Source organism: Streptomyces sp. NPDC026575, assembly GCF_055567415.1.
In genome coordinates, this window is the sequence record NZ_JBVHQM010000001.1 from 336,445 (window position 1) to 363,203 (window position 26,759).

A 26,759-nucleotide genomic window follows, 5' to 3' on the forward strand; every position below is an offset into this window, starting at 1 on the left:
CAATTTTGGTTGAGGTTCTAGGTTTCTTTCTGTCGCCGGTCACGCACGGCGATCCCGTGACGACGACCCCGGCACTCTTGGAGGCCACCCATGGACATGGAAGTCACCGCCTGGCATTCGCTGCACAGCACGATGACCGCACAACAGGGCCGGCGCCGGTTCTCGCGCGGGACGCTGCGCCGGATCACGGCGTTCGCGCGGCCGCACCGGCGGCATCTGCTGTGGTTCCTCGTACTGAGCACGGTGACCGCGATGCTCGCGGTGGCCACCCCGTTGCTCGCGGGCCGGGTGGTGGACGCGATCGTGGGCGGCGACTCCGCCGGCCTGGTCGTCGGGCTGTCCGGGCTGATCGCCGTGATCGCCGTCGCGGAGGCGGGCCTGGGGCTGCTGACCCGCTGGCTGTCGGCGAGCATCGGCGAGGGGCTGATCCTGGATCTGCGGACGACGGTGTACGACCACGTCCAGCGGATGCCCATCGCCTTCTTCACCCGCACCCGGACCGGTGCGCTGGTCAGCCGGCTCAACAACGATGTGATCGGGGCCCAGCGGGCCTTCAGCGACACCCTGTCGGGGGTCGTCAGCAACATCGTGACACTGCTGCTCACCCTCGCCGTGATGCTCACCCTGTCCTGGCAGATCACCCTGATCGCGCTGGTGCTGCTGCCGGTGTTCGTGCTGCCCGCCCGGCGGGTCGGCCGGCGGCTGGCGGGTCTGCGCCGGGAGGGCGCCGACCACAACGCGGCGATGGGGACGCAGATGACCGAGCGGTTCTCCGCACCCGGCGCCACCCTCGTCAAGCTGATGGGCCGCCCGTCCAGGGAGTCCGCGGAGTTCGCCACCCGGGCCCGGCGGGTGCGGGACATCGGCGTCCGCTCGGCCATGGTCCAGACGTACTTCGTCACCGCGCTCACCCTGGTCTCCGCCCTGGCGCTGGCCGTCGTCTACGGCCTGGGCGGGTTCCTCGCGCTGCGCGGTCAGCTGGAGGCGGGCGCGATCGTCTCGCTCGCCCTGCTGCTCACCCGGCTCTACGCCCCGCTGACCGCGCTCTCCGGGGCCCATATCGAGGTGATGAGCGCGCTGGTCAGCTTCGAGCGGGTCTTCGAGGTGCTCGACCTCAAGCCGCTGATCAGCGAGAAGCCGGACGCCCGTACGGTGCCGGAGGGCCCGGTGTCGGTGGAGTTCGACTCGGTGCGCTTCGGCTACCCGTCCGCCGACAAGGTCTCGCTGGCCTCCCTGGAGGAGGTCGCCACTCTCGACACCCGCGGCGGCGAAGAGGTGCTGCACGACATCTCCTTCCGCGCCGAACCGGGCCAGATGGTCGCCCTGGTCGGCTCCTCGGGCGCCGGCAAGTCGACCGTGGCGCAGCTGCTGCCGCGGCTGTACGACACCGACGCCGGTGCGGTGCGGCTGTCCGGGGTGGACGTCCGGGAGCTGACCGCGGCCTCGCTGCGGGACACCCTCGGCATGGTCACCCAGGACGGGCACCTCTTCCATGACTCCATCCGCGAGAACCTGCTGCTGGCCAGGCCCGAGGCCACCGAGGACGAGCTGTGGGACGCGCTGCGCCGGGCCCGGCTGCGGGAGCTGATCGCCGGTCTCCCCGACGGCCTGGACACCGTCGTCGGCGAGCGCGGCTACCGGCTCTCCGGCGGTGAGCGGCAGCGGCTGACCATCGCCCGGCTGCTGCTCGCCCACCCCCGGGTGGTGATCCTGGACGAGGCCACCGCCCACCTGGACAACACGTCCGAGGCGGCGGTGCAAGAGGCCCTCACCGAGGCGCTGGAAGGCCGTACGGCGCTGGTCATCGCGCATCGGCTGTCGACCGTACGGGCCGCCGACCTGATCCTGGTCGTCGAGGGCGGGCGGATCGTCGAGCGCGGGACGCACGCGACGCTGCTGGCGGCGGACGGACGGTATGCCGAGCTGTACCGGACGCAGTTCACCGACTCGGCCGCCGAGCACGCGGCCGGGCCGAGGACCGCGGAAGTCGCGGGCACGGACGCCGGCCGGGACCCCTTCGCCGAGTCGGCACTGGTGAACTGACCCCCGCACCGGAAGGCCCCCACCTCTTGGCGGGGGCCTTCGGCATGCCGAAAACTGAGGAGATGACGCAGCGCGCGGAACACTCCACGGTCATGGACCGTCTCGCCATCGACGAGCTGGTCACGGGCTATGCCATCGCCGTGGACGACGGCGACTGGCCGGGCTATCTGGCCCTCTTCACGCCGGACGGCCGGGCCGACTACCGCTCCGCGGGCGGCATCGAGGGCGGCGTCGAGGAGGTCGCGGCCTGGCTCGCCGAGATGCTGCGGCACTTCGCCATACGCCAGCATCTGATCGTCAACCGCCGGATCACCCTGGCCAGAACGGACGGCGCGCCGGGCGACAGCGCGACCGTCCGGGCCGACTACCTCAATCCGATGCGGCTCGCCGGATCCGCGACGGACACCGGGGGCGGTGCCACCGCCCCCAATTACACCTGCGCCGGCCGCTATGACTTCACCGTTCGCCGCACCGCGGACGGCTGGCGGCTGACCGGGGTCGTGGTGCACGAGAAGTGGCGGGAGGTGCGCGCCCAGGACGGCTGACGCCCGGTTGCCGGACGCCGGGCGGTAGCGAATCGGCCGTCCTGGCCACGCCCCCTTTCCTTGATCCGCCCGCCCGCGCACACTGGCCGTCCGACCGGCGCGAACCGGCACGAGGGAGGCCGTATGGACAGATCGCCCGGCCGTCGGGCGTGGTGGCTGCGCTCCCCTTGGGGGCGCGCGGTGGCCGCGGCGCTCGCCGGGGCGCTGCCGGCCCTCGCCTTTCCCGCGCCGTCCTGGTGGTGGCTGGCGTATGGCGCGCTGGTGCCCTGGCTGCTGCTGGTGCGCTCCGCGCCGACGTACGGCCGGGCCGCGCTGGACGGCTGGCTGGGCGGTGCCGGCTTCATACTGGCCGTGCACCACTGGCTGCTGCCGAGCCTGCATGTGTTCATACTCGTGCTCGCCCTGCTGCTGGGTGCGCTGTGGGCGCCCTGGGGGCTCCTGGTGCGGGCGCTGCTGGGCGGCGAGCCGCCCGGCGCCGGCCGGCTCACCGCCGCGCTGGTGCTGGTGCCGTCGGGCTGGTTGATGGTCGAACTGGTCCGCTCCTGGGAGTACTTGGGCGGCCCCTGGGGTCTGCTGGGCGCCAGCCAGTGGCAGCTGCCGCCCGCACTGCGGCTGGCGTCGATCGGCGGGGTGTGGCTGGTCAGCCTGCTGATCGTGGCGGTGAACACGGCACTGGCCGAATTGGTCGCCCGTCCGGCGGTGCGACTGCCCGCCGTCGCCGGCCTGCTGGTGTGCGCCCTGGCCGGCACCGCGGCCTGGTACTGGGCGCCGGTCCCCCGCCCCGCGGGCACGGTGCGGATCGCGATCGTCCAGCCGGGCCTGACCGGCACCCCCACCGAACGGCTGGCGCGCAGTGAGGCGCTCACCCGCTCACTGGCGGGCCGCGGGGTCCACCTGGTCGTCTGGGGCGAGAGCAGCCTGTACCGGGACCCGGTGGACCGCCCGGACATCGCCGCGCGGCTCGCCGCGCTGTCCCGGCGGACCGGCGCCGAGTTGCTGGTCAACGCCGACGCACCGCGCAACGGCGGGCCGGGGATCTACAAGAGCGCGGTGCTCATCGGACCGGACGGGCCGACCGGGGACCGCTACGCCAAGATGCGGCTGGTGCCGTTCGGCGAGTACATACCGCTGCGGTCGGTGCTGGGCTGGGCGACGAAGGTCGGCAAGGCGGCGACGACCGACCGGATACGCGGCACCCACCAGGTGGTGATGCCGATCGCCTCCGCGCACGGGCTGCGGATCGGGCCGCTGGTGTGCTTCGAGACCGCCTTCCCGGACATGAGCCGCCATCTGGCGCGCGACGGTGCGCGGGTGCTGGTGGCCCAGTCCTCGACGTCGACGTTCCAGGGCAGCTGGGCGCCCCGGCAGCACGCCTCGCTCGGCGCGCTGCGCGCCGCCGCGACCTGGCGGCCGATGGTGCACGCCACGCTCACCGGCGTCAGCGCGGTGTACGGCCCCCGGGGCGAGCGGATCGGCGAGCAGCTCGGCACCGACCGCAGTGCCGCGGCGGTCTACGACCTGCCGCTGGCCGAGGGCACCAGCCCGTATGTCCGTTACGGCGACTGGGCCGTGTACGCGGCGGTGGGCGCGCTGGTGCTGGCCGGCGCGTACGCGGGCGTCCGCGCGGTCAGCGGGCGGCCTGCGCGAGCGCGTCGGTGACCACCCGTTCGCACATCTCGTGGGTGCGCAGCGCGTCCTGGGCGGACGGCGTCCGGCCGGCCCGTACGTCGTCCAGGAACGCCTGGACGATCTGCTCGATGCCGCGCTGGCGGGCGACCGGCACCCAGTCGCCGCGCCGCCGGACGCTCGGCTGCCCCTTGTGGTCGATGACCTCGGCGAGGTTGACGACCTGGCGCTTGGTGTCGTGGCCGGAGACGTCGAGGATCTCCTCGGCGGAGCCGCTGAGGCGGTTCATGGTGCCGATGGCGGTGAAGCCGTCGCCGGAGAGCTGCAGCACCACATGCTGCATCAGCCCCTCCCGGATCCTGGCGCGCACGTCGATGTGGTCGACCTCGCCGGGCACGAGGAACCGCAGGGTGTCGACGACGTGGATGAAGTCGTCCAGGACCAGCGTGCGCGGGTCCTCCGGCAGCCCGACGCGGTTCTTCTGCATCAGGATCAGATCGCGGGCGTGCTCGCGGCACTGGGCGTAGGCGGGCGCGAAGCGGCGGTTGAAGCCGACGGTGAGGCCCACCGCGCGGTCCTCGGCGAGCGCGACGATCCGCTGGGACTCGGCCAGTTCGTAGGAGATCGGCTTGTCGACGTACGTCGGGACGCCCGCCTCGATCAGCCGGGTCACGATCTGCGGGTGCGCGGTGGTCGCCGCGTGCACGAAGGCCGCGTCCAGGCCCGTGGCGAGCAGCGAGTCCAGGTCGGTGTGGAGCTGTTCACCGCTCAGGCGGTGGGCGGCGCCGACCCGTTGGAGGGTGGCCGGGGTGCGGGTGCACAGATGTATCTCAAGGCCCGGTTGTACGCCCAGTACCGGCAGGTACGCCTTCTGGGCGATGTCGCCGAGTCCGATGCAGCCGATCTTCACTCGTGCTCCTTGGATAGCGCCGCGGTCCTGGTGCCCCGCGCCTCGGCAGCATACGTGGCGGGCGGCGGCGACCAGTCGGCGATGCCGTCCAGGGCCCGCAGCACGAGATCCGGGGCGGTGGGGCTCCCCCCTGGACGGAGTCGTCGGAGTCCTTGGGGGAGGGCGGTGGCGGCCAGCAGGGCGGCGCGCAGCGCACAGGCGGGCCGGGAGCGCCAGGTGGTGAGGCGGCCGATGCGCTCGGCCCGGCGTACCACCTCCATGGTGCGCGGCAGCCGCTGCCGGGTGTACGCGGCGAGTGCGGCGGCGAGATCGCCGTCCGGCGCGGCACGGTCCGCCAGCACGACGGCGTCCTCGATGGCCTGGCAGCCGCCCTGTCCGAGGTTCGGGGTCATGGGGTGGACGGCGTCGCCGAGCAGGGCGACCCGGCCGCGGTGGAAGGCGGGCGGCGGTGCCGCCACGGTGTGGACGTCGTTGCGGAGCACGGCGGCCGGGTCGGCGGCGGCGAGCACGGCGGGGACGGGGTGGTGCCAGTCGCCGAAGCGGCGCAGTAGTTCGGCCCGCTCGTCGTCGGCGGCCCGGCCGCCGGGTGGGACGGCCGCGGTGGCGAACGCGTAGACCCGCCCGTCGTGCAGCGGCACGGTGCCCCACAGGCCGCCGGGCCCCCAGGTTTCGTGCGCGGTGAAGGGGCGGTCGAGGGCCGGGACGACCATCCGCCAGGCGGTGAAGCCGGCGTAGCGGGGCGCGGGGTGGCCGGGGAAGAGCGCCCGGCGGACGGCGGAGTGGATGCCGTCGGCGGCGACGACGAGGTCCGCGGTCAGCTCCTCCCCCTCGTCTCCGGCGATGCGTACCCGCGCCGGGCGGGCGCCGGATGCCGGGTCGCCCGGGTCGACGAGGGCGGCGGGGGAGGCGGAGCGCACCGCGCCGTCGGGCAGCCGGGCGGCGAGCAGGGCGATCAGGTCGGCGCGGTGCGCGACCAGGACCGGCCCGCCGAACCGCCGGACGGCGGCGGCATCGTCCGTACGGGCCAGCCGCCGGCCACTGGGGAGGCGGAGTTCGCCGGTGACCTGCCGGGCGGCCCGCGCGCGCACCGCGTCGCCCGCGGCAAGGGTGTCCAGGGCGCGCAGGGCGTTCGGGGCGAGGCCGATGCCCGCGCCGTCGCGCCGGGTGCCACCGGCGCTCGCCGTCGGGTGGCCGGACCCGGAGGACGGGGCGACGGCGCGCTCCAGGACGGTGACCGACCAGCCGCGGCGGTCCAGTGCCACCGCGGCGGTGAGCCCGCCGATACCGCCGCCGATCACGATCGCGGTGGGTTGCCGCATGCCGCCTCCCCGGTCCGGTCCACAGCGCGCAACTACAACTGTAGTTGCCGCTCTCGACACGAGACTACACCCGTAGTCGGAGCGCTAGGCTGACCTGCCATGAACACCCGCAGCGCCGCCGACCCGGCCCCCCGCCCCACCCGCTCCCCCGGTTCGCGCCAGGAGCTGATCGCCGATACGGCGCTCGGTCTGCTCGCCGAACGCGGTATGCGCGGACTGACCCATCGGGCCGTGGACGAGGCGGCCGGGCTGCCCCAGGGCTCGACGTCGAATCTCGCGCGCACCCGGGCGGCCCTGCTGGAGGCGGCGGTACGCCGGCTGGCCGAGCGGGAGGCGGCGGTGCTGGCACTGGACGAGGCGCAGGCCCCGGAGGAAGGTGGCGGCGCGGGGGCGGGGCCGGTCGCCGATGCCCTGGCCCTGGCGCTGCACCGCTTCCTCTCCCGGCACCGGCAGCTGGCCATCGCCCGCTACGAACTGGCCCTGGAGGCCACCCGCAGGCCCGAACTGCGGGAGATCTACGACCGGGCGGGCCGGTCCTTCCGTGAGCCGATGGTGGCGATGCTGGCGGCGGCCGGCTCCGGCGAACCGGAACGGCATGCGCTCAGCATGATCGCCTGGTGCGACGGGGTGCTCTTCTCCTGCACGGCGGGGCAGTTCCACGCCGCCGCCCCCACCCGCGCCGCGCTGCGCGCCTCGTGCGCGGAGCTCCTCGACGGGATGCTGCGGGGATAGCCTCGCCGGGGCCGACGGAGGGCAGAAGGGTGCGGGCCCTACGCCGTGCGCCCGGCCGCGCGGTCGATCCGCAGCTCCAGACGCTCGATCGCGTCCCTGAGGCCCTGGCGGTACTCGCCGTCGGCGAGGGCGTTGACCGAGGCCCGGGCGCGCAGCAACTGGGCGCGGGCGTCGGCCGTCCGGTCCAGTGCGGCGTAGTCGGCCGCGATGTTGAGGTGCAGCGAGGGGAAGAACGCACGCAGCGCGACGAGGGGGTGCCGGGGGCCCGGCCCGTCGGCGACGTTCGACTCCCCGGGAGCGGATCCGCCGCGGTCGGGCCGCTCGGTGACGAAGCCCTCGGCCGCCTCCAGGGCTCGCAGGTCCCAGTCCAGCTCGTCCCTGGGGTCGTCCTGGGTGTCGGCCATGTAGTGGGCCAGAGTGCAGCGGTGGAAGGCGTCTCCGTGCGGCCCGATCTCGTGCCACAGCGCCGAGAGGCGGTTGCGGGCCTCTTCCCGGTCCCCCGCGCGATGCAGCATGATCGCCTGGCCGATCCGGGTCAGCACGCCGTCCTCGGACGTAGCCTCCCGCCGCTTGTTCATCACCGCGCACTCCCGGGGTTCGCTCACCACCGTCACTGCTGTTCCCTCGACGCTAACCGCCGCTGGAAACCTTCGCGCGGTGTGCGCGACGCACCGGGTGGCCGGGCCCGCCCGGCGGTCGCACGGATGGGCCCGGCGCGGGCCGCCAGGACTCAGCCCAGGTCAGGGATCCGCCAGTCGATCGGAGCGTGCCCCTGCGCGGCGATCGCGGCGTTGATCTGGGTGAAGGGGCGCGAGCCGAAGAACTTCTTCGCCGACAGCGGGGAGGGGTGCGCGCCCTGCACCACCGCATGCCGCTCCTCGTCGATCAGCGGCAGCTTCTTCTTGGCGTAATTGCCCCAGAGCACGAAGACCGCCGGGTCGGGCCGGGAGGCCACCGCGCGGATCACCGCGTCGGTCACCTTCTCCCATCCCTTGCCCTTGTGGGAATTGGCCTCGGCCTCGCGGACCGTCAGAACGGCGTTCAGCAGCAGCACGCCCTGCCGGGCCCAGGGCATCAGATAGCCGTTGTCCGGGATCGGGTGGCCCAGCTCCTCCTTCATCTCCTTGTAGATGTTCCGCAGCGACGGCGGCGTCTTGACGCCGGGCTGCACGGAGAAGCACAGGCCGTGGCCCTGCCCCGCGCCGTGATACGGGTCCTGCCCGAGGATGAGCACCTTCACCTGGTCGTAGGGCGTCGCCTCCAGCGCCGCGAAGACCTGCTCGCGGGGCGGATAGACCGGGCCGTTGGCCCGCTCCTGCTCGACGAAGTCGGTCAGCTCCTTGACATAGGGCTTCTCCAACTCCTCGCCGAGTACCCCGCGCCAGGACTCGGGCAGCATGTCGGTCACCACGTCAACAACCTCCGGTGTGCGTTGCGTTCTTCGTCACAGAACCTACCGGCGACCACTGACAACGCCGTCCGCGGGCCGATGCGCCGGGCCCGCGGCCGGCGGCCGGCCGCGCGTCAGGCGGTGTCGAGCCGGGCCCGCTGGACGGGGTCCAGCCGCAGGTCGAGCGCCGCCAGACCCTCGTCCAGCTGCGCCACCGAGCTCACGCCCAATACGGGCACGACCGGCACCTCGCCGCCCATCAGCCAGGCCAGCACCACCTGGTTCACGGTGGCCGCACACTCCGCCGCGACCTCCGCCAGTACCCGCAGCCGCGCCACCGAACCGGGGTGGTCGTAGGTCTCCGGCAGCGGCCGGTCGGCGCGGGCGTACGCCCCTCCCATCAGGGTCCCATAAGCGAGGGGCGTCAGATCGGGGTGCTCCGCCGCGTAGTCGAGCAGCTCCTCGTCGGCCTCCAGATGGTGGCCGGACGGCAGTCCCCGGCGCGGCCGCAGATAGGTGTACCGCCGCTGTACGGCCCGGAAGCCGGGCAGGTCGCGCCCGGCGGCGGTGTGCCGGGCCTCGGCCAGCCGCCAGGTCCGATGGCCGCCGGCGCCGAGGGCGCCCACCCTGCCGTCCTGGACGAGGCCGGCCAGCGCCTCGACGGTCTCCTCCAGAGGGACCGCGCGGTCCTCCGGGTGCGCGTAGTACAGGTCCACCCGGTCGGTGCCCAGCCGACGCAGGCTGCCCTCGATGCCGGCGCGTACGGCCGCCGCGGACAGCCCCTCCGCGTTGGCGGGCCACCGGGCGCCGCGGGACGGATCGGGCCGGGCACCGACCTTGGTGGCCAGGACCGTGCGGCCGGCCGCGCCACGGCTGCGCAGCCAGCGGCCGAGCAGCAGCTCGCTCTCGTCGCCGGTGGCGCCCGGCACCCAGCAGGCGTAGTGGTTCGCGGTGTCGACGAAGGTGCCGCCGGCCGCCGCGAAGCGGTCCAGGATCGCGAACGAGGTCGGTTCGTCGACGGTGGTGCCGAACGGCAGCGTCCCCAGGCAGACGGCGCTGATCCGGGGCCCTTGAGCGCCGCCGAGCGTGCGGTAGTGCATGGCATGCCTCCCTGGCAGGTCCGCCGACGCGGATGGTGCCGGCCCCGATGGGACCGGCACCACGGACTCTGCCTCTTGGAGCGCACACCAAGGCAAGGCCGTCCAGGGTCCGTCCGACGGGTCGGGGTCGGACACGGCCCTGGCGGCCCGCCCGGTCGTCAGACCCCGGCGTTGAGGAACAGACCGCCGTCGACGACCAGCGTCTGGCCGGTGATCCAGCCCGAGTCGCCGGACAGCAGGAAGGCCGCGGCCCCGCCGATGTCCTCCGGGACGCCCAGCCGCGCCATGGGGTAGCCGGCCGCCGCCTCCTCCTCGCGGTTCTCGTAGAGCGCCGCCGCGAACTTGGTCTTGATCACTGCCGGCGCGATGGAGTTGACCCGCACCACGGGCGCGAACTCGTGGGCGAGCTGCATCGTGAGGTTCACCATCGCGGCCTTGCTGATGCCGTAGGCGCCGATGAACGGCGAGGCGTTCAGCCCGGCGATCGAGGCGATGTTGACGATCGCCCCGCCGTTGTCCTTCTGCCAGGCGTGCCAGGTGCGCTGGGCGAAGCCGAGCGCGGAGACGACATTGGTCTCGAAGACCTTGCGCGCGACATTGAGGTCGAGGTCGGCGATCGGGCCGAACACCGGGTTCGTGCCCGCGTTGTTGACGAGGTAGTCGACCCGGCCGAATGCCTCCATCGCGCGCTCGACGGCGACGGCCTGGTGCGCCTCGTCGTGCGCCTTGCCGGCGACGCCGATCACCCGGTCCGCGCCGAGCTTCTCGGCCGCCTCCTTGAGGGCGTCCTCGTTGCGGCCGGTGATGACGACCCGGTCGCCGCGGGCCACCAGTGCCTCGGCGATGCCGTAGCCGATACCGCGGCTGGCGCCGGTGACCAGCGCCACCTTGCCGGAGAGCTCGGGGAACCCGCTGTCCTGCTCAGTCATGTCTCGTTCTCCTGGAGTCGGTGGGGCGGTCAGTTGAGCGGGCCGCCGGCGACGTACATGACCTGGCCGGACACAAAGCCGGCCGCCTCGCCGGTGAAGAAGGCGATCGCGTTGGCGACGTCCTCGGGCCGGCCGACCCGCTGCACCGGGATCTGGGTGGCGGCCGCGGCCTGGAAGTCCTCGAAGCCCATGCCGACGCGCTCGGCGGTGGCCGCGGTCATGTCGGTGACGATGAAGCCGGGGGCGACGGCGTTGGCGGTGACGCCGAACTTGCCGAGCTCGATGGCGAGCGTCTTGGTGAGGCCCTGGAGGCCGGCCTTGGCGGTCGAGTAGTTGGCCTGGCCGCGGTTGCCGAGCGCCGAGCTGGAGGAGAGGTTGACGATCCGGCCGAACCCGGCGTCCACCATGTGCTTCTGACAGGCGCGCGACATCAGGAACGCGCCGCGCAGATGAACGTTCATGACCGTGTCCCAGTCGGTCTCGCTCATCTTGAACAGCAGGTTGTCGCGGAGCACACCGGCGTTGTTGACAAGGACGGTCGGCGCGCCGAGCTCGGAGGCGACCCGGGTGACCGCCGCCTCCACCTGCTCCGCGTCCGAGACGTCGCAGCCGACCGCGACGGCCTTGCCGCCGGCCGCGGTGATCTTCTCGACGGTGTCCTTGCAGGCCGCCTCGTCGAGGTCCAGTACGGCGACGGCCCGGCCCTCGGCGGCCAGGCGTACGGCGGTGGCCGCGCCGATACCGCGGGCCGCGCCCGTGACGATGGCGACGCGCTGCTCGGTGGTGGACATGCGGGTTCTCCTCACCCTCGAAACCTCGACAAGCGGTCCGCCGCACCGATCCCGCAGGTGAGCAACCGCTTAGTACCCTGAGCAGGGCTGACGCTAGAAGCCCCGCCACGCGCTGTCAACGCCCCACCACCGCGCCGTTGCCGACCTCACCTGCGACGCGCAGCGGACCCGGCGGGTTCACGCCATCCATACAGGCTCTCGCCCCTACATAGCGGACGCCCGGCCCGCCATACGGCAGACCGGGCGCCCGTACTGAGGCATCCGCCACATCAGCGCACCAGCAGCTCCAGCAGCCGCTCGGCCTCCGCCGCGGGGTCGGCGGTCAGCCCGGTGTGCACCGGCCCGGGCTGGACGATGGTGCTGCGCGGCGCGATCAGCCAGCGAAAACGCCGTCCCGCGTCGTCGCCGGCCGCCTGCCCGGCCCGTTCGCCGCCCTCGCAGACGCCCTCGACGGCGCAGAGCGCGGCCCGTACGCCGGCCACGTCGGCCGTGGGGTCCAGGGCCAGCAGCCGGGCCTCGTCCAGATGGGTCCTGGCCTCGACGAAGCGCCGGGCGTGGCAGTACACGACCACCCCGGCATTGATCATCTCGCCGCGCTCCACCCGGGGCACGACCTTCAGCAGGGCGTACTCGAAAACATCGCGTCCGTTGTGCAGACCGGTCACTTCACTGCCCTCCGCGGCAACTTTCCGGCCAGCCATTCCGGGGCCTGCGAGGGCTTGTCCTTGGTGGGCTCCCCGATGGTGATGTGGTCGCTGATCGTCTGCGCGCGGGCCAGCAGCGTCCGCACGTACGCCTGGCGCAGCACGTCCGGCGAGTCGAAGCCGGGCTCGTCGGTCAGCCATTCGTCCGGGACGTCCGCCGCGACCTCGGTCAGCAGCTCCTCGGTGATCTGCGGCGCGAGTTCGGCGGCCGCCGCCTCGATGTCCGGGCCGAACGTCGCCAGCACATGGTCGGAGGCGTCGTAGGGCCGGATCGCGGCCTTCTCCGCGCTCGGCCAGTTGTGGTGCCAGATCATGGCGGCGCCGTGGTCGATCAGCCACAGTTCGCCGTGCCAGACCAGCAGATTGGGGTTCCGCCAGGACCGGTCGACGTTGTTGATCAGCGCGTCGAACCACACCACACGCCCCGCCTCACGGGAGCCGACCTCGAAGGCGAGCGGATCGAAGCCCAGCGACCCGGGAAGGTAGTCCATGCCCAGGTTCAGCCCGCCGCTGGCCTTGAGCAGCTCCTGGACCTCCTGGTCGGGCTCGCCCAGCCCGATGACGGGATCGAGCTGCATCTGCACCAGCTCCGGCACCCGCAGCCCGAGCCGACGCCCCAGCCGCCCGCAGATGATCTCGGCGACAAGGGTCTTGCGCCCCTGCCCGGCACCGGTGAACTTCATGATGTAGGTACCGAGGTCGTCGCCCTCGACGATTCCCGGAAGCGACCCGCCCTCACGCAACGGCGTGACGTAGCGGGTCGCCATGACTTCGGTCAACATTTTCCCAGGCTATCTGACCCAGCAGCCTTACAATCCACAATTAAATACAGGCGCACGCAAGCGGGGAAACCGCCGCGATCAGCCCTGGGGAGAATCTGGGGAGTTTCTACTGGCACGGTGGCTCCCCCGTCCTCTCCAGCAGTCCGTCAATGGCGGTGCGCCCCTTGCTTCCGGCCTCCGGCATGAAGTGAGCGTAGTAACCGATCGTGACAGCCGGCGAGGAGTGCCCAAGCCACCGCGCCACAGTCACCACGGACTCCCCCGCCTCCAGCATCATCAAGGCGTAGGTGTGCCGCAGCACATGGAAGCCCTCCTTCGGTGCCGCCTCCCACTGCCACGGCTTCGCCCCTTTGGGCCGCGGCGGGATGATGCCGGCCTTGGCCGGCGCGGGCTTCCACGTGTAGGTGTTCCACGTGTTCACCGCTACGGCATTGCCGAATCGCGTGGTGAGCAGCAGTGAGAACTTCCTTCCTTGCCCCTCCGACTTCCCCCACGGAAGCTCCACTTCCACCGGTGGGAACGCTTCGACGTGGCGCTTGACCTCCTCGGCAACCGAGGCCGGCATGTCGACGACACGGGTCTTCTTCCCCTTCGGCAAGGTGAAATACAGCCTCTCCTTGATCGCCTGGACTTGGCGGCGGACATGAAGCACGCCTCTCGCGTAGTCGATGTCCTCCGGGCTCAATCCGAATACCTCGCCCTGACGAAGGCCGCACCCCAGACCGAGAACGACGGCTATCCGGTTGCGCGGGTTGATGACGTCGCGGACCCGCAGCGCCATCTCCAACGGCCAAGCTCAGCGGCGCTCCTGTGGCGCCCTGGGCCACCGCACGGACTTCGCGTGCATGGGGTTCCTGGCGAGCCGCTTGTCATCAACGGCCGCCTCCAGGATGGAGGAGAGCTCGGACAGGATGCCGCGCTGGTAGTCGACCGAGGAGACGGTTGACTCCAATTTGGCTACGTACGCGCGCAGATCCGCTGCCGTGATGTTCCTGAGGGGCAGTTGGCCCAGGTGCGGAATGATGTGAAGGCGCGCTCTCCGCTCCTGGTTGCCCTGGGTCTTCGGAACACCGCCACTGCCCGGCGCCCAATGCATCGCGATGTAGTCGGCCAGCGTGATGGATCCGTCGCGCGGGTCCACGAACTCGCCGCGCTCCTCGTCCGTGGCTGCCCGACGAAGCCACGCCTTGGCATCCTCCAAGGTGTCGAAGGAGCAGTCCCGGACTCCAGGTATGCCAGCGACCTTGTATCGCTTCCCCTTGCCGTAGCGAGCGATCTTCTCCCTTTTCAGCCGTTTCGGCTTCTTTGACGGCGAACCTAGTCGTGCGTGGTGAGCGGGCTGGGGGTGTGGTACGGCCGCGAGACGGCTGAGCTGCGCCACGGTCAGGGCTCGTGGCATGGCTGGGTCGGGTAGGCATGCCACCGCGGTGATCCCTCCCACCACCTCGCAACGGGTGCTCAGTTCTGCACGTCGGCCGTCCGGCGCGGCAGGCGTATGCGGCATGGGTGGCGTGCCTGGCGTGCGACTTAGTGCGCTCGTGAAGAGTGAGTGGAGTGCCTTGGCAGCGGAGCGGGAGGTGCTCATCGACCCGTTGAGCCCGCCACCGTTTGCGAGAACCGGGGTCAGCGTGTGCGTACGCCGTCGATGGCGATCGACAGCAGGAGGTCGGCCTCGGCCGGGCCGTCGATCTCCCGCTCGGTGGCCAGCGCGATGGCGCCGACGAGCTTGAGCAGTTGGGCGATGGTGATCTCGGCGCGCACGGCGTCTGCCGCTTGGGCGCGCGCAAGGAGGGCCTCTCCGGCAGTGGTGATCATTTCGTGGCAGGTTTCGCCAAGCGCCGGGTCTCCGTCCCGCATCAGCGAAGACCCCAGGCCCCGGTTGGCCACGGCGTGCGCGCCAACGGCGTGAAGCCAGGTGGTCAGCGCCTGGCCCGGGTCGGATTCGGTGAGGAGGTCGTCCGCCTTCGCGCACAGGGCCTCCACCCGGTCCTTGAAGACCGCCTCCAGGAGCGCCTGCCGGGAGGGGAAGTGGCGGTGCAGGGTGGCCGAGCCGACTCCGGCACGGCGGGCGACCTCCTCCAGGGAGGCGTCGGCGCCATGCTCGGCGATCAGGGCCCCGGCCGCGGCCACGATCTTCTCGGCATTGCGGCGGGCGTCGGCCCGCATCGGCCGACCGGGCGGGGTGGCGGCGTCCTTGAGCACGGGAACTCCTGACGGCTTGATAAACGGGGTGGTCCTCCATATCGTATCGAACGAGAAACGGAGGGCCGCCCCACTTATGAGGGTGTGGCTTCCCCTCCGCATGGACGCAATGGAGACGATCGTGAAGCTGACGAAGAAGACCGTCGTGGTGGCGGGTGCGACCGGCCTGCAGGGCAGGGCCGTGACACATCACCTGCTCCGCGACGGCTGGCAGGTGCGCGCACTGACGCGCGACCCGAACGGGCCGCAGGCCACAGCGCTGGCGCAGGCCGGCACACAGGTGATCCGGGCGCAGATGGAGGACGTCGACTCCCTGACCGCGGCGGCCGAGGGCGCCTGGGGTCTGTTCAGCGTCCAGCCCACCGTCGGCTCGCCCGGCACCGCCCCGGACTTCACCGCCGACGACGAGGTCCGCTGGGGAGTGAACGTCGCCGAGGCCGCGCACGCCGCGGGCATCGGGCACTTCGTCTTCACCTCGGTCGCCGAAGCGGACCGGCACCTTGAGGAGAAGCTGCCGGTGAATTTGGTCAGCAAGTGGCGGATCGAGCGGCACGTCGCCGCGCTCGGCCTGCCCGCGACGATCCTGAGGCCGGTGTCCTTCATGGAGAACTTCACCGGCGGATACGCGCTGCGGAACGGGAACCTGTCCACCGGGCTCGCTCCGGAGGTCCCCCAGCAGATCATGGCCGTCGACGATGTCGGCGCCGTCACCGCGCTGGCGTTCTCCCAGCCGAAGGAGTGGATCGGCCGGGCCGTCTCTCTGGCCGGGGACGAACTCACGCCGGTTCAGGTCGCCGCGGCGATCGGGAAGGCACTCGGCATACCGCTGCCCTACGTTCAGATTCCGATCGACGCGATCCGGGCCCTGAGCGAAGACTTCGCCTACGCCAACGAGTGGCTCAACGAACACGGCTACCGCGCGGACATCCCCGCCACCCGGGAGATCCACCCCGGCACGATGGACTTCAGCACTTGGCTGGAGCGCACCGGCGCGTCCCAGATCGCCGCGTTCCTCGACTCCGCGCGCACCGCCGGGCAGGACGCATGAGCGCCCGCACTCACGGCCTCGGGCGCGTCGGGATCTGGGCGGCGGACTTCGACCATCTCTCCGCACCCGAGGTCCGTAAGGCTGCCGCCGCGGTCGAGGACCTCGGCTTCGGCACCCTGTGGTTCCCCGAGATCACGGGACGGGAGGCCATGGCGCAGGCCGCGATCCTCCTGGCGGCCACCCGGCACATCACCGTGGCCTCCGGCATGACCGACATCTACGCCCGCGACCCGGTCACGGCCGCCGCCGCGCAGCGCACCCTGGAGGAGGCATACCCCGGAAGGTTCCTGCTCGGTCTGTGGGAGAGCCACGCCAGCCTGGCCCAGGGCGTCCGCGGCCACCGTCCCGGCCCGGCTCTGGCCACCATGCGTACCTACCTCGACGCGCTGGACAACGCCCCGTTCGGGCCACCCGACACGGTCGCCTCACCGAACCGCGTACTCGCCGCCCTAGACCCTGGCATGCTCGCCCTCGCCGCCGAACGCGCCCGGGGCGCAACAGTGCTGGGCATGCCCGTCGAGTTCACTCGAGCAGCCAGAGCCGTCCTCGAAGACGACGGCCTGTTGACCATCACACAGCTCTGCGTGCTCAGCCACGACCACGCGGACACCGCCGACCTGGCCCGCACCACAGCCGCAGCCGCCCTGCCGAACCGCCGCGACCTGCTGCGTGGACTTGGACATGAGAACCCGGACGCGCTTGACAGCCGGCTGGTCGACGCACTGGTGGCCCACGGCCGCGCCGAGGACATCGCCCACCGCGTCCAAGAGCACTTCGACGCCGGGGCCGATCACGTCAGCCTCCACCTTGTGACCACCACACCCGACTCCCCGCCCGTACGGCAGTGGGAGCAACTCGCCGTACACCTACCCGTCTGACCCGGCACACCCGCGCAGGACACGGCACGAGCGCGGCGCCCTGAAAACCGTGCGCGGCTGGTTCGGGATCGCTTGCGATCCAGCCGCCCGCCAGCGACGCCCGGGGTGCAGGTCTTCGGGATGCCGGCCCGGCCGCACCGAATGGGCGCGGACCACTCAGGGGCCGGCGACGGTGTTCACCGACAAGTTCAACAGCGTGCGGGGGGAAGGCGTCCACGCGACGAAGGCCCCGGCGGTGAACTCCGTACGTACCAAGGACATTCCGGCGATCCGCGCCGCGAGCGCCCACTTCTCGCTGGTCAAGGTGGTCGACGTACAGCGCAAGGAGGGCACAGCGGTGCTGGCCGAGTACCGCGTCGACTCCGCTCTCAACCAGGTGACCGGTAAGCGCGTCCCCCTGGACGTCCAGCGGTATGTGTTCTATAAGCCGCACAAGGGCGAGGCCGTGCTGACGCTGTCCGGCGGGGTGGGAGCCGACAACGTCGACCCCTGGCGGACCGTCACGGACTCCTTCCGGTGGTCCTGATGTCCGCGCCCGTCCTCAGCGCCCGTTCCCTGTATCGGTTCTTCCGGGCCGGCGAGGAGGAAACGTTCGCGCTGCGAGGCGTCGGGCTGGAGGTCGAGCGCGGCGAGACGGTGGCGGTGACCGGGCCGTCCGGGTCGGGGAAGACCACCCTGCTGAACTGTCTGGCGGGGCTCGACGAACCGGACGGCGGCACGGTACGAGTCGTCGGCGAACGGCTCAGCCACCGCGCCGAACGCGAGCGCAGCGGCATCCGGGCACGGCACATCGGCGTGCTCTTCCAGACGGACAATCTGCTGGACTACCTCACCGTCCGGGACAACGTCGCGCTGGTGCAGCGGCTGGCGCCCGCGCGGACCCGTGTGCCGCCGCAGGAGCTGCTGGATCGGGTGGGGATCGGCCGGCGCGCTGGGGCGCTGCCGGGTGAGCTGTCCGGAGGGGAGGCTGCTCGCGCGGGCCTGGCCGTCGCGCTGGCGAACGCGCCCGATGTGCTGCTCGCCGACGAGCCGACCGGTGAGGTGGACGCGGAGACGGAACGGAGGCTGCTGGACCTGCTGCGCGAACGTGCCGCTGCCGGGACCGCCGTTGTCGTCGTCACCCACAGCCGTGCCGTGGCGGGGGCCTCCGACCGGATACTGCGGCTGAGGGACGGGAGGTGGGCATGATGGACGCGCCCGCCCCTCCGAGGGCCACCGGCACGAAGGAAAACGGCACGCCGCTGGTCCGCTGTGAGAACGCGGCCCGGACCTACGGGAGGGGGCCGGGCGCGGTCGTCGCCGTCCACGGCCTGAACTGCGTGGTTCCGCCCGGAGCCCGGCTCGCGGTGGTGGGGCCGTCCGGGTCGGGGAAGTCCACGCTGCCGCATCTGATGGCGGGGCTGGACAGTCCTACGGCCGGCCGGGTGAGCCATCCGGGCCTCGGCAGCGCACCTGCGGGCGGTCTCGCCCGGCACATCGGCGTCGTCTTCCAGGGCCCGAGTCTGCTGCCCCCGCTCACCGCCGTCGAGAACGTCGCGTTGCCGCTGCGGATCGACGGTGTACCGGACGACGAAGCGGACACCCGGGCGCGGGCCGCACTGGCACGCCTCGGGCTGGAGGAGCTCGCGCGGCGGCTGCCGGACGAGCTGTCGGCGGGGCAGGCCCAGCGGGTCGCGGTGGCCAGGGTGCTGGCGCGCCGGCCCCGGCTCGTCCTCGCCGACGAGCCGACCGGGCAGCTGGACCGCGAGACCGGCCGTCGGGTGCTGTCGGTGCTGCTCGGCGCGGCCGCAGAGCTGAGTGCGGCGGTGCTGGTCACCACCCATGATCCGCGGGTCGCACGGGAGTTGGGCGTCCGCTGGTACATGGCCGACGGCCGGCTGATCCAGCCGGAGTCGGACGACACGACGGACGGCACGACGGGCGGCACGACGGGCGGCACGACGGGCACCCACCGGCACCGCCGCCACCAGCCGGTCACCCTGCCGGTGCGACGAGGCACGCCCCGCCAGGGCATCCTGCACCGGGCGGTCCCCGCGCGCGGGCCCCGCCCCGGTCACCAGGCGCGCCCCGTCGTCGTACACCCCGACCCAGGTGCCGGGCTCCACGTGCGGCAGCTCCATCGGGTCACGCGGGTGATGGACGTCCGCCGGGACGGTCACGGCCACCCGGTCGGCCAGCTGCTGCAACTCGCGCACCTCGTCCTGCCGGTACAGACGCAATGTCGCCACGGCCAGCGGTACGGAGAACAGCACGACGGCGCACACCACCGCGACGACGACCGCGCGGAGGATACGGCGGCGCACGGTCAGTGCTCCCCGGACGGTTCGAGCCGGTAACCGAAGTGTCGCAGGGTGGTGATGCGCACCTGGTCGCCCAGCTTGCGGCGCAACGCCGCCACGTGGACGTCGAGCGTCTTGGTGGGACCGAACCAGTTCTCGTCCCACACGTCGCTCATCAGGTCCTCCCGGCTCACCGCCTGCCCGGCGGACTCGGCCAGCCTGACCAGGAGGTCGAACTCCTTGGGGCGCAGCTCCACCTCCTACGTCGGTGTGGAGCAGCGCCGGGCCGCGCGGTCGATCAGCAGGGTGCCGTGGCGGATCCGCAGCGGGCTTTGGTTCCCGCCCGGTTCGGCGCGACGCAGATGAGCCGCGATCCGCGCCTGCAACTCAGCGAGCCGGAAGGGCTTGGTCAGATAGTCGTCCGCGCCCGACTCCAGGGCCTGGACGACGTCCATCTCTCCGGTGCGTGCGGTCAGCACGACCAGCACGGCACCGGGCAGACGCTCCCGCAATCGCCGACGCAGCTCGAAGCCGTCGGCGTCCGGCAGCCCGAGGTCCAGCAGCACCAAATCGGCCGGCCCGCGAACAGCACGGGAAAGCGCCGACGCACCATCGGGGCACCACTCGCTGTCGTGCCCCGCACCCCGCAGCGTCGCGGCGAGGCGGCCCCCGATGGTCTCGTCATCCTCGACCAGCACGATGCGCGCCACATCCTCAGGCTAGCGGGGCGATTGATCGCGTACGACGCGACCGGCGGCGAGTTTCTGCAGGAGGCCGTAGGCGAGGACGGGGAGAAGGAGGTGAGGTCGGTCGGGAAGCGCGGTCGTGATGAGAACAGCGCTGGCACTGCTGTTGTTCATACCGCAGGCGAGAGTGACGGACGAGCCTGTGGAGGCGTCCAGACGGAGCAGCCGCGAGGTGACGCGGCCCACCGCGAAGCACAGGACGCACACGGTCGAGGCCACGGCCAGGGCCGCTGCCAGCAGCACAGGACGCGGATGGGTGAGAAAGGTGCCCAGGGCTCCGCTGGCATTGACGTAGGTCAGGACCAACGAGCCCCACAGCGCCGCGGGCACCGCGGTCCGAAGCAGCCGGTTCAGGGAACCGCCGGACAGGAGTGTCCTCGCCAGCAGGCCCGCCCCGCAGGGCAGCAGGACGAAAGTGAGCGCGAAGCCGTTGCCGTACACGGCCCGGGACAGTGTCCCCTGGTAGTCCCCTTGGAGCAGTGGAGACAACAGCCCGATGGTCACCGGGGTGGTGAAGGGGCTGATGAGGGTCGAGGCCAGGACCAGCCCCACCATGACCGACTGCTCGCCGCGCCCTTTGCTGGTCCAGACCGTGGCGCCGGCCGCCACGGGCATCGCGACGATGAGGATCATCGCGGCGGTCAGACCGCTGCCGCCGTCGGAGTCCGGAGAGCGGTGCAACACGAACGTGATCAACGGAATGACCAGCAGCGGCGTCAGCAGATGGAGGGCGAGTCCGGTCAGCAGTGCGACGGGCCTGCGCAGGAGGTGGCCCAGGTCGTCAAGGGGTACTTGCAGTCCGGCCGCGAACAGCACCAGCGACAACAACAGCGGCGGCAGGGCCACGGAGAACGCACCATTGGCACCGGGCAGCAGGAAGGGGTGGCGGAGCCACAGGCCGGGCGCGGGCAGAGCTGTGGCGACGACGTACGTCATGGCCATGGCCCACCCCAGGTGTCGGCGCAGCCACGCGGTCGCTTGCGGCGGAGTGGGTGATGCGGGCGGCAGGGGGTTCATGAGGGCGCTCTTTCGTCGGCGGCAGGAGATCGCGGTCGAGCGCCGGTATCGCGAGTGCGGGGAGACACATGACAGTCATGATCCGGCGTGGGCCGTCCCTCCGTGGGCGCCGCAGCGCGCTGCTCAGGATGCGTTCAGGTTGCCGGTGGCACGGTCGGGCACCATGACAGCCGATATCCCTGGGGTCACGGAGACGCACGAGGCGTCCGACACCGCTCCCGCCCACGCCCGCCAGCGCCTCCGCTGGAACAAGGTCCCCGAAGTCACGGCGTACTTCTGGGTCATCAAAATCCTGTGCACCACGGTCGGCGAGACCGCGGCAGACCTGCTGAACGAGCAGCTCGGCCTGGGCCTGACGGGCGTGTCGCTGCTGATGAGCGTCCTGCTTGTCGCGGTCCTGGTGGCGCAGTTCCGCACCCGCGCCTACCGGCCCGGCATCTACTGGCTCGCCGTGGCGCTGATCAGCGTCGTGGGCACACTGATCAGCGACAACCTCACCGACAACCTGGGCGTACCCCTGGAGACCAGCACCGTCGCCTTCGCGGTGGCCCTCGTCGTGGTGTTTGTGGCCTGGTACCGCAGCGAGCGCACGCTCTCCATCCACCACGTCGACACCACCCGCCGCGAGTCCTTCTACTGGCTCGCCGTCCTGTTCACCTTCGCTCTGGGCACGGCAGCCGGTGACCTGGTCGCCGAGCGCATGGACCTCGGATACTGGATCTCCGCCGGCCTGTTCGCCCTGGCGATCGCCGCGGTCGCGGTGGCGCACTTCGCCCTTGGCCTGGACGCGGTGTGGAGCTTCTGGATCGCCTACATCCTGACCCGCCCGCTGGGCGCGTCGATCGGCGACTACCTGTCCCAGCCGACCGCCGACGGCGGACTCGGCCTGGGCACGGTGATCACCAGCGTGCTGTTCCTGGGAGTCATCCTCGGCTTGGTGGTGTTCTTGACGGTCACGCGGCGGGACGTCTCGGAGCCGGAGCGGCTCACCCCGCAGGCGAGCTGAGCGCGGATCGCCCCGGACGGCGGCCGGTCCCCGGGTTCCGGGGGCCGGCTTCACTCGACTCGGTTACGCGGGCGGCGCCCTGCTCGTTACCGGCGTGCTCGCCGTACTCGTCGCCCCGATGCGGGTGCCCGCCGTACCGAACGTGGTCCTGTTCTGGATCGCCTTCGTGCTCACCCGGCCCCTCGGGGCGACCGCCGGCGACTTCCTCACCAAGCCGCTCGCCAAGGGCGGCCTCGACCTCGGCACGGCGGGTTCGTCGGCGGTCCTCCTCGGCCTGGTGGTGTTCTTGACGGTCACCCGGCGGGACGTCTCGGAGCCGGAGCGGCTCACGCCGCAGGCGAGCTGAGCGCGGATCGCCCCGGACGGCGGCCGGTCCCCGGGTTCCGGGGGCCGGCTTCACTCGACTCGGTTACGCGGGCGGCGCCCTGCTCGTTACCGGCGTACTCGCCGTACTCGTCGCCCTGATGCGGGTGCCGGCCGTGCCGAACGTGGTCCTGTTCTGGATCGCCTTCGTGCTCACCCGGCCCCTCGGGGCGACCGTCGGCGACTTCCTCACCAAGCCGCTCGCCAAGGGCGGCCTCGACCTCGGCACGGCGGGTTCGTCGGCGGTCCTCCTCGCGGTCCTGCTCGGCCTCATGGCCTACGCCCAGGTTCAGGAGCGCAGGACCGCGGCCTCCCAGGACAAGACCCTCACGGGTGTTTCCTGAACACCACCGGGACGGGTCATCCGGCGGGCAGGCTGACCACGAAGCGCGCACCCGGGACGTGCCCGGCGTCATGACGCACCTCACCGCCGGCGGAGCGGGCCAGGCGTCGCGCGAGCGGCAGCCCCAGGCCCGCTCCGCCGTGTCCGTCCTCGGGGTCGGCGCGCTGCCCCGGCTGGAAGAGGCGCGCGGTGAAGGCGGCCGGGACGCCGGGACCGTCGTCGACGACCGCAACGCAGATGCCGTCGTCCGCCGGCGAGACCCGGACCGCGACCCGGGTGCGGGCGTATCGCAGCGCGTTGTCGACGAGCGGGGCGACGATGCGCTCCAGAAGTGCGGCGGGCACCCCGGCCACCAGGGCGTCCACACCGGAAACAGTGATCGTGGCTTTCCCCGGGGCTTCGAGCCGGGCGGCGAGTCGAGGCAGCACGGCCATGGCGTCCGCCGTGCCGGGAACGGTGTGTGCGCCGGCCCTGGCGTCGTCGAGGACGGTCTCGCAGATGGTGCGCATCGAGGCGGCGGCGTCGGCGATGGCGGCGTGGGTGGCGCGGGTTTCGGTGGTGGAGCGGGGGCGGGCCTGCAACCAGTCGAGTTCGGCGGTGATCCGTGCCAGGGGGTTGCGCAGCTCGTGGGAGAGCTCCCGGGTGAGCTGCTGTTCGTGGCGCAGTACGGCACGGATCCGGTCCAGCAGCTCGTCAAGTGAGGCCCCGAGCCGGGTGAGTTCGGCGGGGCGGTCCCCGGCGCCGAAGCGCTGTTCGGAGGCGACCACGCTCCAGCTGGTGGCCTGCTCGGTCATCGATCGCACGGGCCGCAGGGCGCGTCCCACCGCCAGCCGGGTCAGGACGTAGGTGCAGGCCAGGACGCTGGCGTCGAAGGCGAGGGAGGCGATGAGCAGGGTGTCGGCCGAGTCACGGTAGGGCGCGAGGCCCATGGCGGTGACGACGACAGCGGCGGGCCCGGCACCCGGCCGGACCCCGCCCACGGGCTCGGCGCACAGGCGTATCCGATCACCGGCCGCCACCTCGGCGCAGCGTTTGTCACCGTACGCGGCGAGACCGGCGGCGGCGCGGGTGATCGTGTCGCCGACCGGGGCGGAGGCGGGGTGCTCCAGCAGCCGGGTCCCCGCGTAGATCCATACGTTGGTGTCGAGGGCGGCGTCGTCCGGGGTCTCCAGGACGCGTACCGGGTGGTGGCGGGTGTCGACGGTCGCGGCCACGGTGGTGGCACGGGTGCGCAGTTCGTTGTCCGCCTGCTGCTGGAGGCGATGGCGAACGATCGTGTTGAACACGACGGTGAGGATCACCATCACCAGAGCGGCAGTGGTCAGCGCGATCAGGGACAGGCGGCCTCGCAGCGTCCGGGGTCGGCAGCGGCCGGCCAGCGTGGCGAGGAGGTTCGGGACGGTACTCATGACAGCCGGTGTCCGATCCCCCGGAGGGTGCTGATCGTCAGACCGCTGCCCGCATCCCGGATCTTGCGACGCAGCCGGCTCAGGTACTGGTCGAGGGTGTTGTCGCTGACCTGCGCGCCCTCCGGCCAACCGGCCCGGACCAGCTCCTTTCTGGGTACCACCGCCCCCAGGCCGGCCATCAGCGTGGCCAGCAGGCGGAACTCGGTGGGCGTCAGCGCCACGTCGACGTCCCGTACGCACAGGCTGTGGTGCACCGGGTCCAGGACCAGGTCCCCGGCGGTCGTGGGTGCGGTGGGCCCGGAACGTTTGAGGGCAGCACGCAGTCGGGCCGCGAGTTCGGCGAGGTGGAACGGCTTGGGAAGGTAGTCGTCACCCCCGGCGGAGAACCCGCTGAGACGGTCGTGGAGTTGGTGGTGCGCGGTCAGGAAGACGACCGGGCTGACGAACCCCCGCGCCCGCATCGCCTGGCACACGTCCCGTCCGTCCGCGTCGGGCAGCCCGACGTCCAGCACCACCGCGTCCACACCGTCGTCGACCAGCCGCAGGGCGGTGGCGCCGTCCTGGGCGGCCACCGTTTCGAAGCCCTCGTCGCGCAGTCCGCGCACCAGCACATCGCGCAGGGCATGGTCGTCCTCGACGACCATGATGGTGAGACGCAACAACATCACCTCACTGGCTCGGGCACTCGTCCCGGGGTACAGGGCCGGCCGCAGTTCGCCGGGCAGGCCGACAGCCGAGGGCGGCGGCCCGCAGCGCCCGTGGCGGACACGGCGTGGACGTCCGGATCCCGGGGCTGCTCCCCAGACCGCCTCAGGACGGGTCGCCCTTGCCGTAGTGGCACTGCGGGGGCAGCCGGGTGACCGTGCCCCCAAGCGACTACAACCGGGTAGACGGTCTACCGCACTGTAGACGAACGAGAGTGAGGGAAGTTCGTGGTCGAAAACACGCCTCGTCCACTCCGTTGCGTTCATATGGCGGGGCATGGTGCCCGACACGGGCCCGGAACTCGGCTCGCCGTCGCTCAGGCCGTGATGCGCTCCGCAGGACCGATCCACCACCCAGTGGACAGCGACACCAACCCACCGGTCGCATCGCATCTGCCGTGACCGTCGCCGCGCCCGGGCCCCTGCGCGGGATCGAGCCGGCTACCGGAAGTCGGTTCCGCTCTCGGCGATCTCGACGCTGCTGTGCAGTTCGTTCGCCGCGTGGAGCATGGAGGCAGCCGAGAGGGCGAGGCAGCCGACCAGAAGGGCCGCGACCAACCGGCGGCGCGAGCCGCGCGGTCCGGTCGCCCGGGTGGTGCCGGAATCCATGAGGGCCGCGACGCGTCGAGGTACGGGGCCGCACGTGGCTCCGGGCACAAGCCTTGGGCGGCCTTCGGGTGCCACGGCCGCGAGAGCTGCCCTGCCGATCGCCCGGGCCGCGAGCTGCCGATCTCCTACGGATTCGGCTGCGGCCTCGTCCGCCCACCGTTCCAGGGCGTAGGTGAGCGGCTCACGCAGGCCGCGCAACAGCGGGTGCAGCGTTGCCGCCAGGTGCGCGCAGCTCAGGAACAGGTGGTGCCTTCCGGCGAGGTGTGCGCGCTCGTGGGCGAAGAGGACTTCGCGCTCCTCGGCGCTCAGCGACCGCAGCATCGCGCTGCTGACCACGATGCGGCCCCGGCGGCCGAAGGGGCCGGGCAGGGCGTAGGCGTAAGGGCGTTCGTCGGGATGTACGGACAGCTCACCGATCGCGGTCCCGGCGGCCTGCCGGGCCGCCCGTAGCTCCCGCCAGTTGCGTGCGGCGACCGCAGCGGCCGCCACTGCTGCGCCGACGAGGAGGCCGGCAGCGAGGATCCCGACGGGCAGCGTCAGCTGCGTGCGGTCGTCCAGCAAGCGTGGCGAGATGCCTTCCAGCGCGGCGACCGGGGCGATCTGCAGGGCACCGCCGAGGGCAAGGACACCCAGGGCCGCGGTGCTGCACACGCCCAGCAGGGCCGAGCACGCCCCCAGCGTCCACGCGGCGGTGCGCGGGCTGAGTCGCGCGGTGACGCGGCGGGCGACCGGGACCGCGAGCAGTGGGATCAGCAGCGGGAGCCAGACCACGAATTTCATGCGTCGGCCTCCTCGCCACCGTTCAGCAGGGCCCGAAGCGTCTTCTCGTCCTCGTCGCTCAGGTCGGAGACGAACCGGGCCAGGATGCGGCCGCGGTCCTCGCCGCGGTCGAGTTCGGCGCGCATTCGACGAGCGCTCAGTCCAGGAGCGTCCGCCGCCGGGAGATAGGCGTAGCCGCGTCCGGACCGCGAGCGGGTGACGATGCCCTTCTCGTGCAGCCTGGCCAGGATCGTCGTCACGGTCGTGCGGGCGAGATCGGACCCCAGGGCCCTGCGGACCTCCCCGGCGGTGAGGCCGCCGTCTGCGGCCCACAGGGCGGCCAGCACACTCGCTTCCAGTTCGCCGGACGGCCGACGGTCGCCGCGCTCCTCAGTCATGGAACTGATTGTCCCATGGGGGCGTCTACAGTGCTGTAGACCGACTACATTGCTGTAGACACCCCGGGCGGCCCGCCGCCCCATGCCCCTCTCGGAAGGGGGCGCTGCCCGGCGATCGAGCGCTGCA

At 72.1% G+C, this 26,759-nt stretch carries 31 protein-coding genes; 12 read left to right on the forward strand and 19 right to left on the reverse strand.

Annotated elements, in window-relative coordinates; all coding sequences use genetic code 11:
- Positions 1-90: 90 nt before the first annotated feature.
- The 3 genes from ACZ4NB_RS01570 (at position 91) to lnt (ending at position 4,247) form a co-directional block, all read left to right on the forward strand.
- Positions 91-2,043 carry an ABC transporter ATP-binding protein gene (locus tag ACZ4NB_RS01570; protein WP_467657579.1) on the forward strand — a complete coding sequence of 651 codons (1,953 nt, stop codon included), beginning with the start codon at positions 91-93 and terminating at the stop codon, positions 2,041-2,043.
- Between the two features lie 62 nt (positions 2,044-2,105).
- Positions 2,106-2,588 (forward strand): nuclear transport factor 2 family protein, encoded by a 483-nt coding sequence (locus tag ACZ4NB_RS01575; RefSeq protein WP_467657580.1) that lies wholly within the window; start codon positions 2,106-2,108, stop codon positions 2,586-2,588.
- 123 nt (positions 2,589-2,711) lie between these two features.
- The gene (gene lnt / locus ACZ4NB_RS01580) at positions 2,712-4,247 is read left to right on the forward strand and encodes an apolipoprotein N-acyltransferase (RefSeq protein ID WP_467657581.1); all 1,536 of its coding nucleotides are present in this window, start codon (positions 2,712-2,714) and stop codon (positions 4,245-4,247) included.
- On the opposite strand, the gene ACZ4NB_RS01585 is transcribed toward lnt, so the two are convergent.
- Both ACZ4NB_RS01585 and ACZ4NB_RS01590 read right to left on the reverse strand, forming a co-directional pair.
- Positions 4,216-5,124 (reverse strand): Gfo/Idh/MocA family protein, encoded by a 909-nt coding sequence (locus ACZ4NB_RS01585; protein WP_467657583.1) that lies wholly within the window; start codon positions 5,122-5,124, stop codon positions 4,216-4,218. The genes lnt and ACZ4NB_RS01585 overlap by 32 nt on opposite strands.
- A complete protein-coding gene (locus tag ACZ4NB_RS01590; protein WP_467657584.1) occupies positions 5,121-6,443 on the reverse strand; it encodes an FAD-dependent monooxygenase in 1,323 nt (440 codons plus the stop codon). Before ACZ4NB_RS01590 ends, ACZ4NB_RS01585 begins: the two co-directional genes overlap by 4 nt.
- Positions 6,444-6,542: 99 nt before the next feature.
- Here ACZ4NB_RS01590 and ACZ4NB_RS01595 point away from each other — a divergent pair, with 99 nt between their 5' ends.
- Entirely contained in the window at positions 6,543-7,175 is a 633-nt protein-coding gene (locus ACZ4NB_RS01595) for a TetR/AcrR family transcriptional regulator (protein ID WP_467657586.1), read from the forward strand.
- Positions 7,176-7,213: 38 nt separating this feature from the next.
- Here the strand turns inward: ACZ4NB_RS01595 and ACZ4NB_RS01600 are convergent, their stop codons facing one another.
- The 10 genes from ACZ4NB_RS01600 to ACZ4NB_RS01645 form a co-directional block, all read right to left on the reverse strand.
- Positions 7,214-7,753 carry a hypothetical protein gene (locus tag ACZ4NB_RS01600; protein ID WP_467657751.1) on the reverse strand — a complete coding sequence of 180 codons (540 nt, stop codon included), beginning with the start codon at positions 7,751-7,753 and terminating at the stop codon, positions 7,214-7,216.
- 152 nt (positions 7,754-7,905) lie between these two features.
- Positions 7,906-8,574 (reverse strand): uracil-DNA glycosylase, encoded by a 669-nt coding sequence (locus ACZ4NB_RS01605; RefSeq protein ID WP_467657752.1) that lies wholly within the window; start codon positions 8,572-8,574, stop codon positions 7,906-7,908.
- A 125-nt stretch (positions 8,575-8,699) separates the two neighbouring features.
- Entirely contained in the window at positions 8,700-9,665 is a 966-nt protein-coding gene (locus ACZ4NB_RS01610; RefSeq protein WP_467657587.1) for an aldo/keto reductase, read from the reverse strand.
- 158 nt (positions 9,666-9,823) lie between these two features.
- Positions 9,824-10,594, reverse strand: a complete 771-nt coding sequence (locus tag ACZ4NB_RS01615) for an SDR family oxidoreductase (RefSeq protein WP_393495138.1) — start codon at positions 10,592-10,594, stop codon at positions 9,824-9,826.
- A 29-nt stretch (positions 10,595-10,623) separates the two neighbouring features.
- Positions 10,624-11,385 (reverse strand): 3-oxoacyl-ACP reductase FabG, encoded by a 762-nt coding sequence (gene fabG / locus ACZ4NB_RS01620; RefSeq protein ID WP_467657588.1) that lies wholly within the window; start codon positions 11,383-11,385, stop codon positions 10,624-10,626.
- Between the two features lie 269 nt (positions 11,386-11,654).
- Complete coding sequence (locus ACZ4NB_RS01625; RefSeq protein ID WP_393495133.1) at positions 11,655-12,050, reverse strand: DUF3037 domain-containing protein; 396 nt, start codon at positions 12,048-12,050, stop codon at positions 11,655-11,657.
- On the reverse strand, positions 12,047-12,871 hold the full coding sequence (locus ACZ4NB_RS01630; RefSeq protein ID WP_467657590.1) for a HipA family kinase: 825 nt from the start codon (positions 12,869-12,871) through the stop codon (positions 12,047-12,049). Before ACZ4NB_RS01630 ends, ACZ4NB_RS01625 begins: the two co-directional genes overlap by 4 nt.
- Positions 12,872-12,977: 106 nt before the next feature.
- On the reverse strand, positions 12,978-13,652 hold the full coding sequence (locus tag ACZ4NB_RS01635) for a tyrosine-type recombinase/integrase (RefSeq protein WP_467657753.1): 675 nt from the start codon (positions 13,650-13,652) through the stop codon (positions 12,978-12,980).
- Between the two features lie 15 nt (positions 13,653-13,667).
- Positions 13,668-14,072 (reverse strand): tyrosine-type recombinase/integrase, encoded by a 405-nt coding sequence (locus tag ACZ4NB_RS01640; protein WP_467657591.1) that lies wholly within the window; start codon positions 14,070-14,072, stop codon positions 13,668-13,670.
- A 422-nt stretch (positions 14,073-14,494) separates the two neighbouring features.
- Positions 14,495-15,073: a TetR/AcrR family transcriptional regulator gene (locus ACZ4NB_RS01645; protein WP_467657592.1), complete on the reverse strand. Its 579-nt coding sequence runs from the start codon at positions 15,071-15,073 to the stop codon at positions 14,495-14,497.
- 121 nt (positions 15,074-15,194) lie between these two features.
- On the opposite strand from ACZ4NB_RS01645, the gene ACZ4NB_RS01650 reads away from it, so the two are divergent.
- The 5 genes from ACZ4NB_RS01650 (at position 15,195) to ACZ4NB_RS01670 (ending at position 19,335) form a co-directional block, all read left to right on the forward strand.
- Entirely contained in the window at positions 15,195-16,121 is a 927-nt protein-coding gene (locus tag ACZ4NB_RS01650; protein WP_467657593.1) for an NmrA/HSCARG family protein, read from the forward strand.
- Positions 16,118-16,999, forward strand: a complete 882-nt coding sequence (locus tag ACZ4NB_RS01655) for an LLM class flavin-dependent oxidoreductase (protein ID WP_467657595.1) — start codon at positions 16,118-16,120, stop codon at positions 16,997-16,999. The genes ACZ4NB_RS01650 and ACZ4NB_RS01655 overlap by 4 nt, the downstream gene beginning before the upstream one ends.
- A gap of 172 nt (positions 17,000-17,171) precedes the next feature.
- On the forward strand, positions 17,172-17,525 hold the full coding sequence (locus tag ACZ4NB_RS01660; RefSeq protein ID WP_467657596.1) for a hypothetical protein: 354 nt from the start codon (positions 17,172-17,174) through the stop codon (positions 17,523-17,525).
- Positions 17,525-18,187, forward strand: a complete 663-nt coding sequence (locus ACZ4NB_RS01665; RefSeq protein ID WP_467657597.1) for an ABC transporter ATP-binding protein — start codon at positions 17,525-17,527, stop codon at positions 18,185-18,187. Before ACZ4NB_RS01660 ends, ACZ4NB_RS01665 begins: the two co-directional genes overlap by 1 nt.
- Positions 18,184-19,335 carry an ABC transporter ATP-binding protein gene (locus ACZ4NB_RS01670; protein WP_467657598.1) on the forward strand — a complete coding sequence of 384 codons (1,152 nt, stop codon included), beginning with the start codon at positions 18,184-18,186 and terminating at the stop codon, positions 19,333-19,335. Before ACZ4NB_RS01665 ends, ACZ4NB_RS01670 begins: the two co-directional genes overlap by 4 nt.
- On the opposite strand, the gene ACZ4NB_RS01675 is transcribed toward ACZ4NB_RS01670, so the two are convergent.
- From ACZ4NB_RS01675 to ACZ4NB_RS01685, 3 genes are read right to left on the reverse strand one after another with little or no spacing between them, the layout of a single operon-like run.
- On the reverse strand, positions 19,305-19,535 hold the full coding sequence (locus ACZ4NB_RS01675) for a winged helix-turn-helix domain-containing protein (protein ID WP_467657599.1): 231 nt from the start codon (positions 19,533-19,535) through the stop codon (positions 19,305-19,307). The genes ACZ4NB_RS01670 and ACZ4NB_RS01675 overlap by 31 nt on opposite strands.
- 3 nt (positions 19,536-19,538) lie before the next feature.
- The gene (locus ACZ4NB_RS01680; RefSeq protein ID WP_467657600.1) at positions 19,539-19,988 is read right to left on the reverse strand and encodes a response regulator transcription factor; all 450 of its coding nucleotides are present in this window, start codon (positions 19,986-19,988) and stop codon (positions 19,539-19,541) included.
- 9 nt (positions 19,989-19,997) lie between these two features.
- The gene (locus tag ACZ4NB_RS01685) at positions 19,998-20,966 is read right to left on the reverse strand and encodes a bile acid:sodium symporter family protein (protein ID WP_467657602.1); all 969 of its coding nucleotides are present in this window, start codon (positions 20,964-20,966) and stop codon (positions 19,998-20,000) included.
- Between the two features lie 238 nt (positions 20,967-21,204).
- On the opposite strand from ACZ4NB_RS01685, the gene ACZ4NB_RS01690 reads away from it, so the two are divergent.
- The 3 genes from ACZ4NB_RS01690 (at position 21,205) to ACZ4NB_RS01700 (ending at position 22,754) form a co-directional block, all read left to right on the forward strand.
- Positions 21,205-22,047, forward strand: a complete 843-nt coding sequence (locus tag ACZ4NB_RS01690) for a COG4705 family protein (RefSeq protein WP_467657603.1) — start codon at positions 21,205-21,207, stop codon at positions 22,045-22,047.
- A 94-nt stretch (positions 22,048-22,141) separates the two neighbouring features.
- Complete coding sequence (locus tag ACZ4NB_RS01695; protein ID WP_467657604.1) at positions 22,142-22,393, forward strand: hypothetical protein; 252 nt, start codon at positions 22,142-22,144, stop codon at positions 22,391-22,393.
- 133 nt (positions 22,394-22,526) lie between these two features.
- The gene (locus ACZ4NB_RS01700; protein ID WP_467657606.1) at positions 22,527-22,754 is read left to right on the forward strand and encodes a hypothetical protein; all 228 of its coding nucleotides are present in this window, start codon (positions 22,527-22,529) and stop codon (positions 22,752-22,754) included.
- Between the two features lie 16 nt (positions 22,755-22,770).
- On the opposite strand, the gene ACZ4NB_RS01705 is transcribed toward ACZ4NB_RS01700, so the two are convergent.
- The 4 genes from ACZ4NB_RS01705 to ACZ4NB_RS01720 all read right to left on the reverse strand — a co-directional run bounded on the left by ACZ4NB_RS01705 (position 22,771) and on the right by ACZ4NB_RS01720 (position 26,632).
- Positions 22,771-24,162: a sensor histidine kinase gene (locus ACZ4NB_RS01705; RefSeq protein WP_467657607.1), complete on the reverse strand. Its 1,392-nt coding sequence runs from the start codon at positions 24,160-24,162 to the stop codon at positions 22,771-22,773.
- A complete protein-coding gene (locus tag ACZ4NB_RS01710) occupies positions 24,159-24,821 on the reverse strand; it encodes a response regulator transcription factor (RefSeq protein WP_467657608.1) in 663 nt (220 codons plus the stop codon). The genes ACZ4NB_RS01705 and ACZ4NB_RS01710 overlap by 4 nt, the downstream gene beginning before the upstream one ends.
- Before the next feature lie 486 nt (positions 24,822-25,307).
- Positions 25,308-26,255: a M56 family metallopeptidase gene (locus tag ACZ4NB_RS01715; RefSeq protein WP_467657609.1), complete on the reverse strand. Its 948-nt coding sequence runs from the start codon at positions 26,253-26,255 to the stop codon at positions 25,308-25,310.
- The gene (locus ACZ4NB_RS01720) at positions 26,252-26,632 is read right to left on the reverse strand and encodes a BlaI/MecI/CopY family transcriptional regulator (RefSeq protein ID WP_467657610.1); all 381 of its coding nucleotides are present in this window, start codon (positions 26,630-26,632) and stop codon (positions 26,252-26,254) included. Before ACZ4NB_RS01720 ends, ACZ4NB_RS01715 begins: the two co-directional genes overlap by 4 nt.
- Positions 26,633-26,759 lie beyond the last annotated feature (127 nt).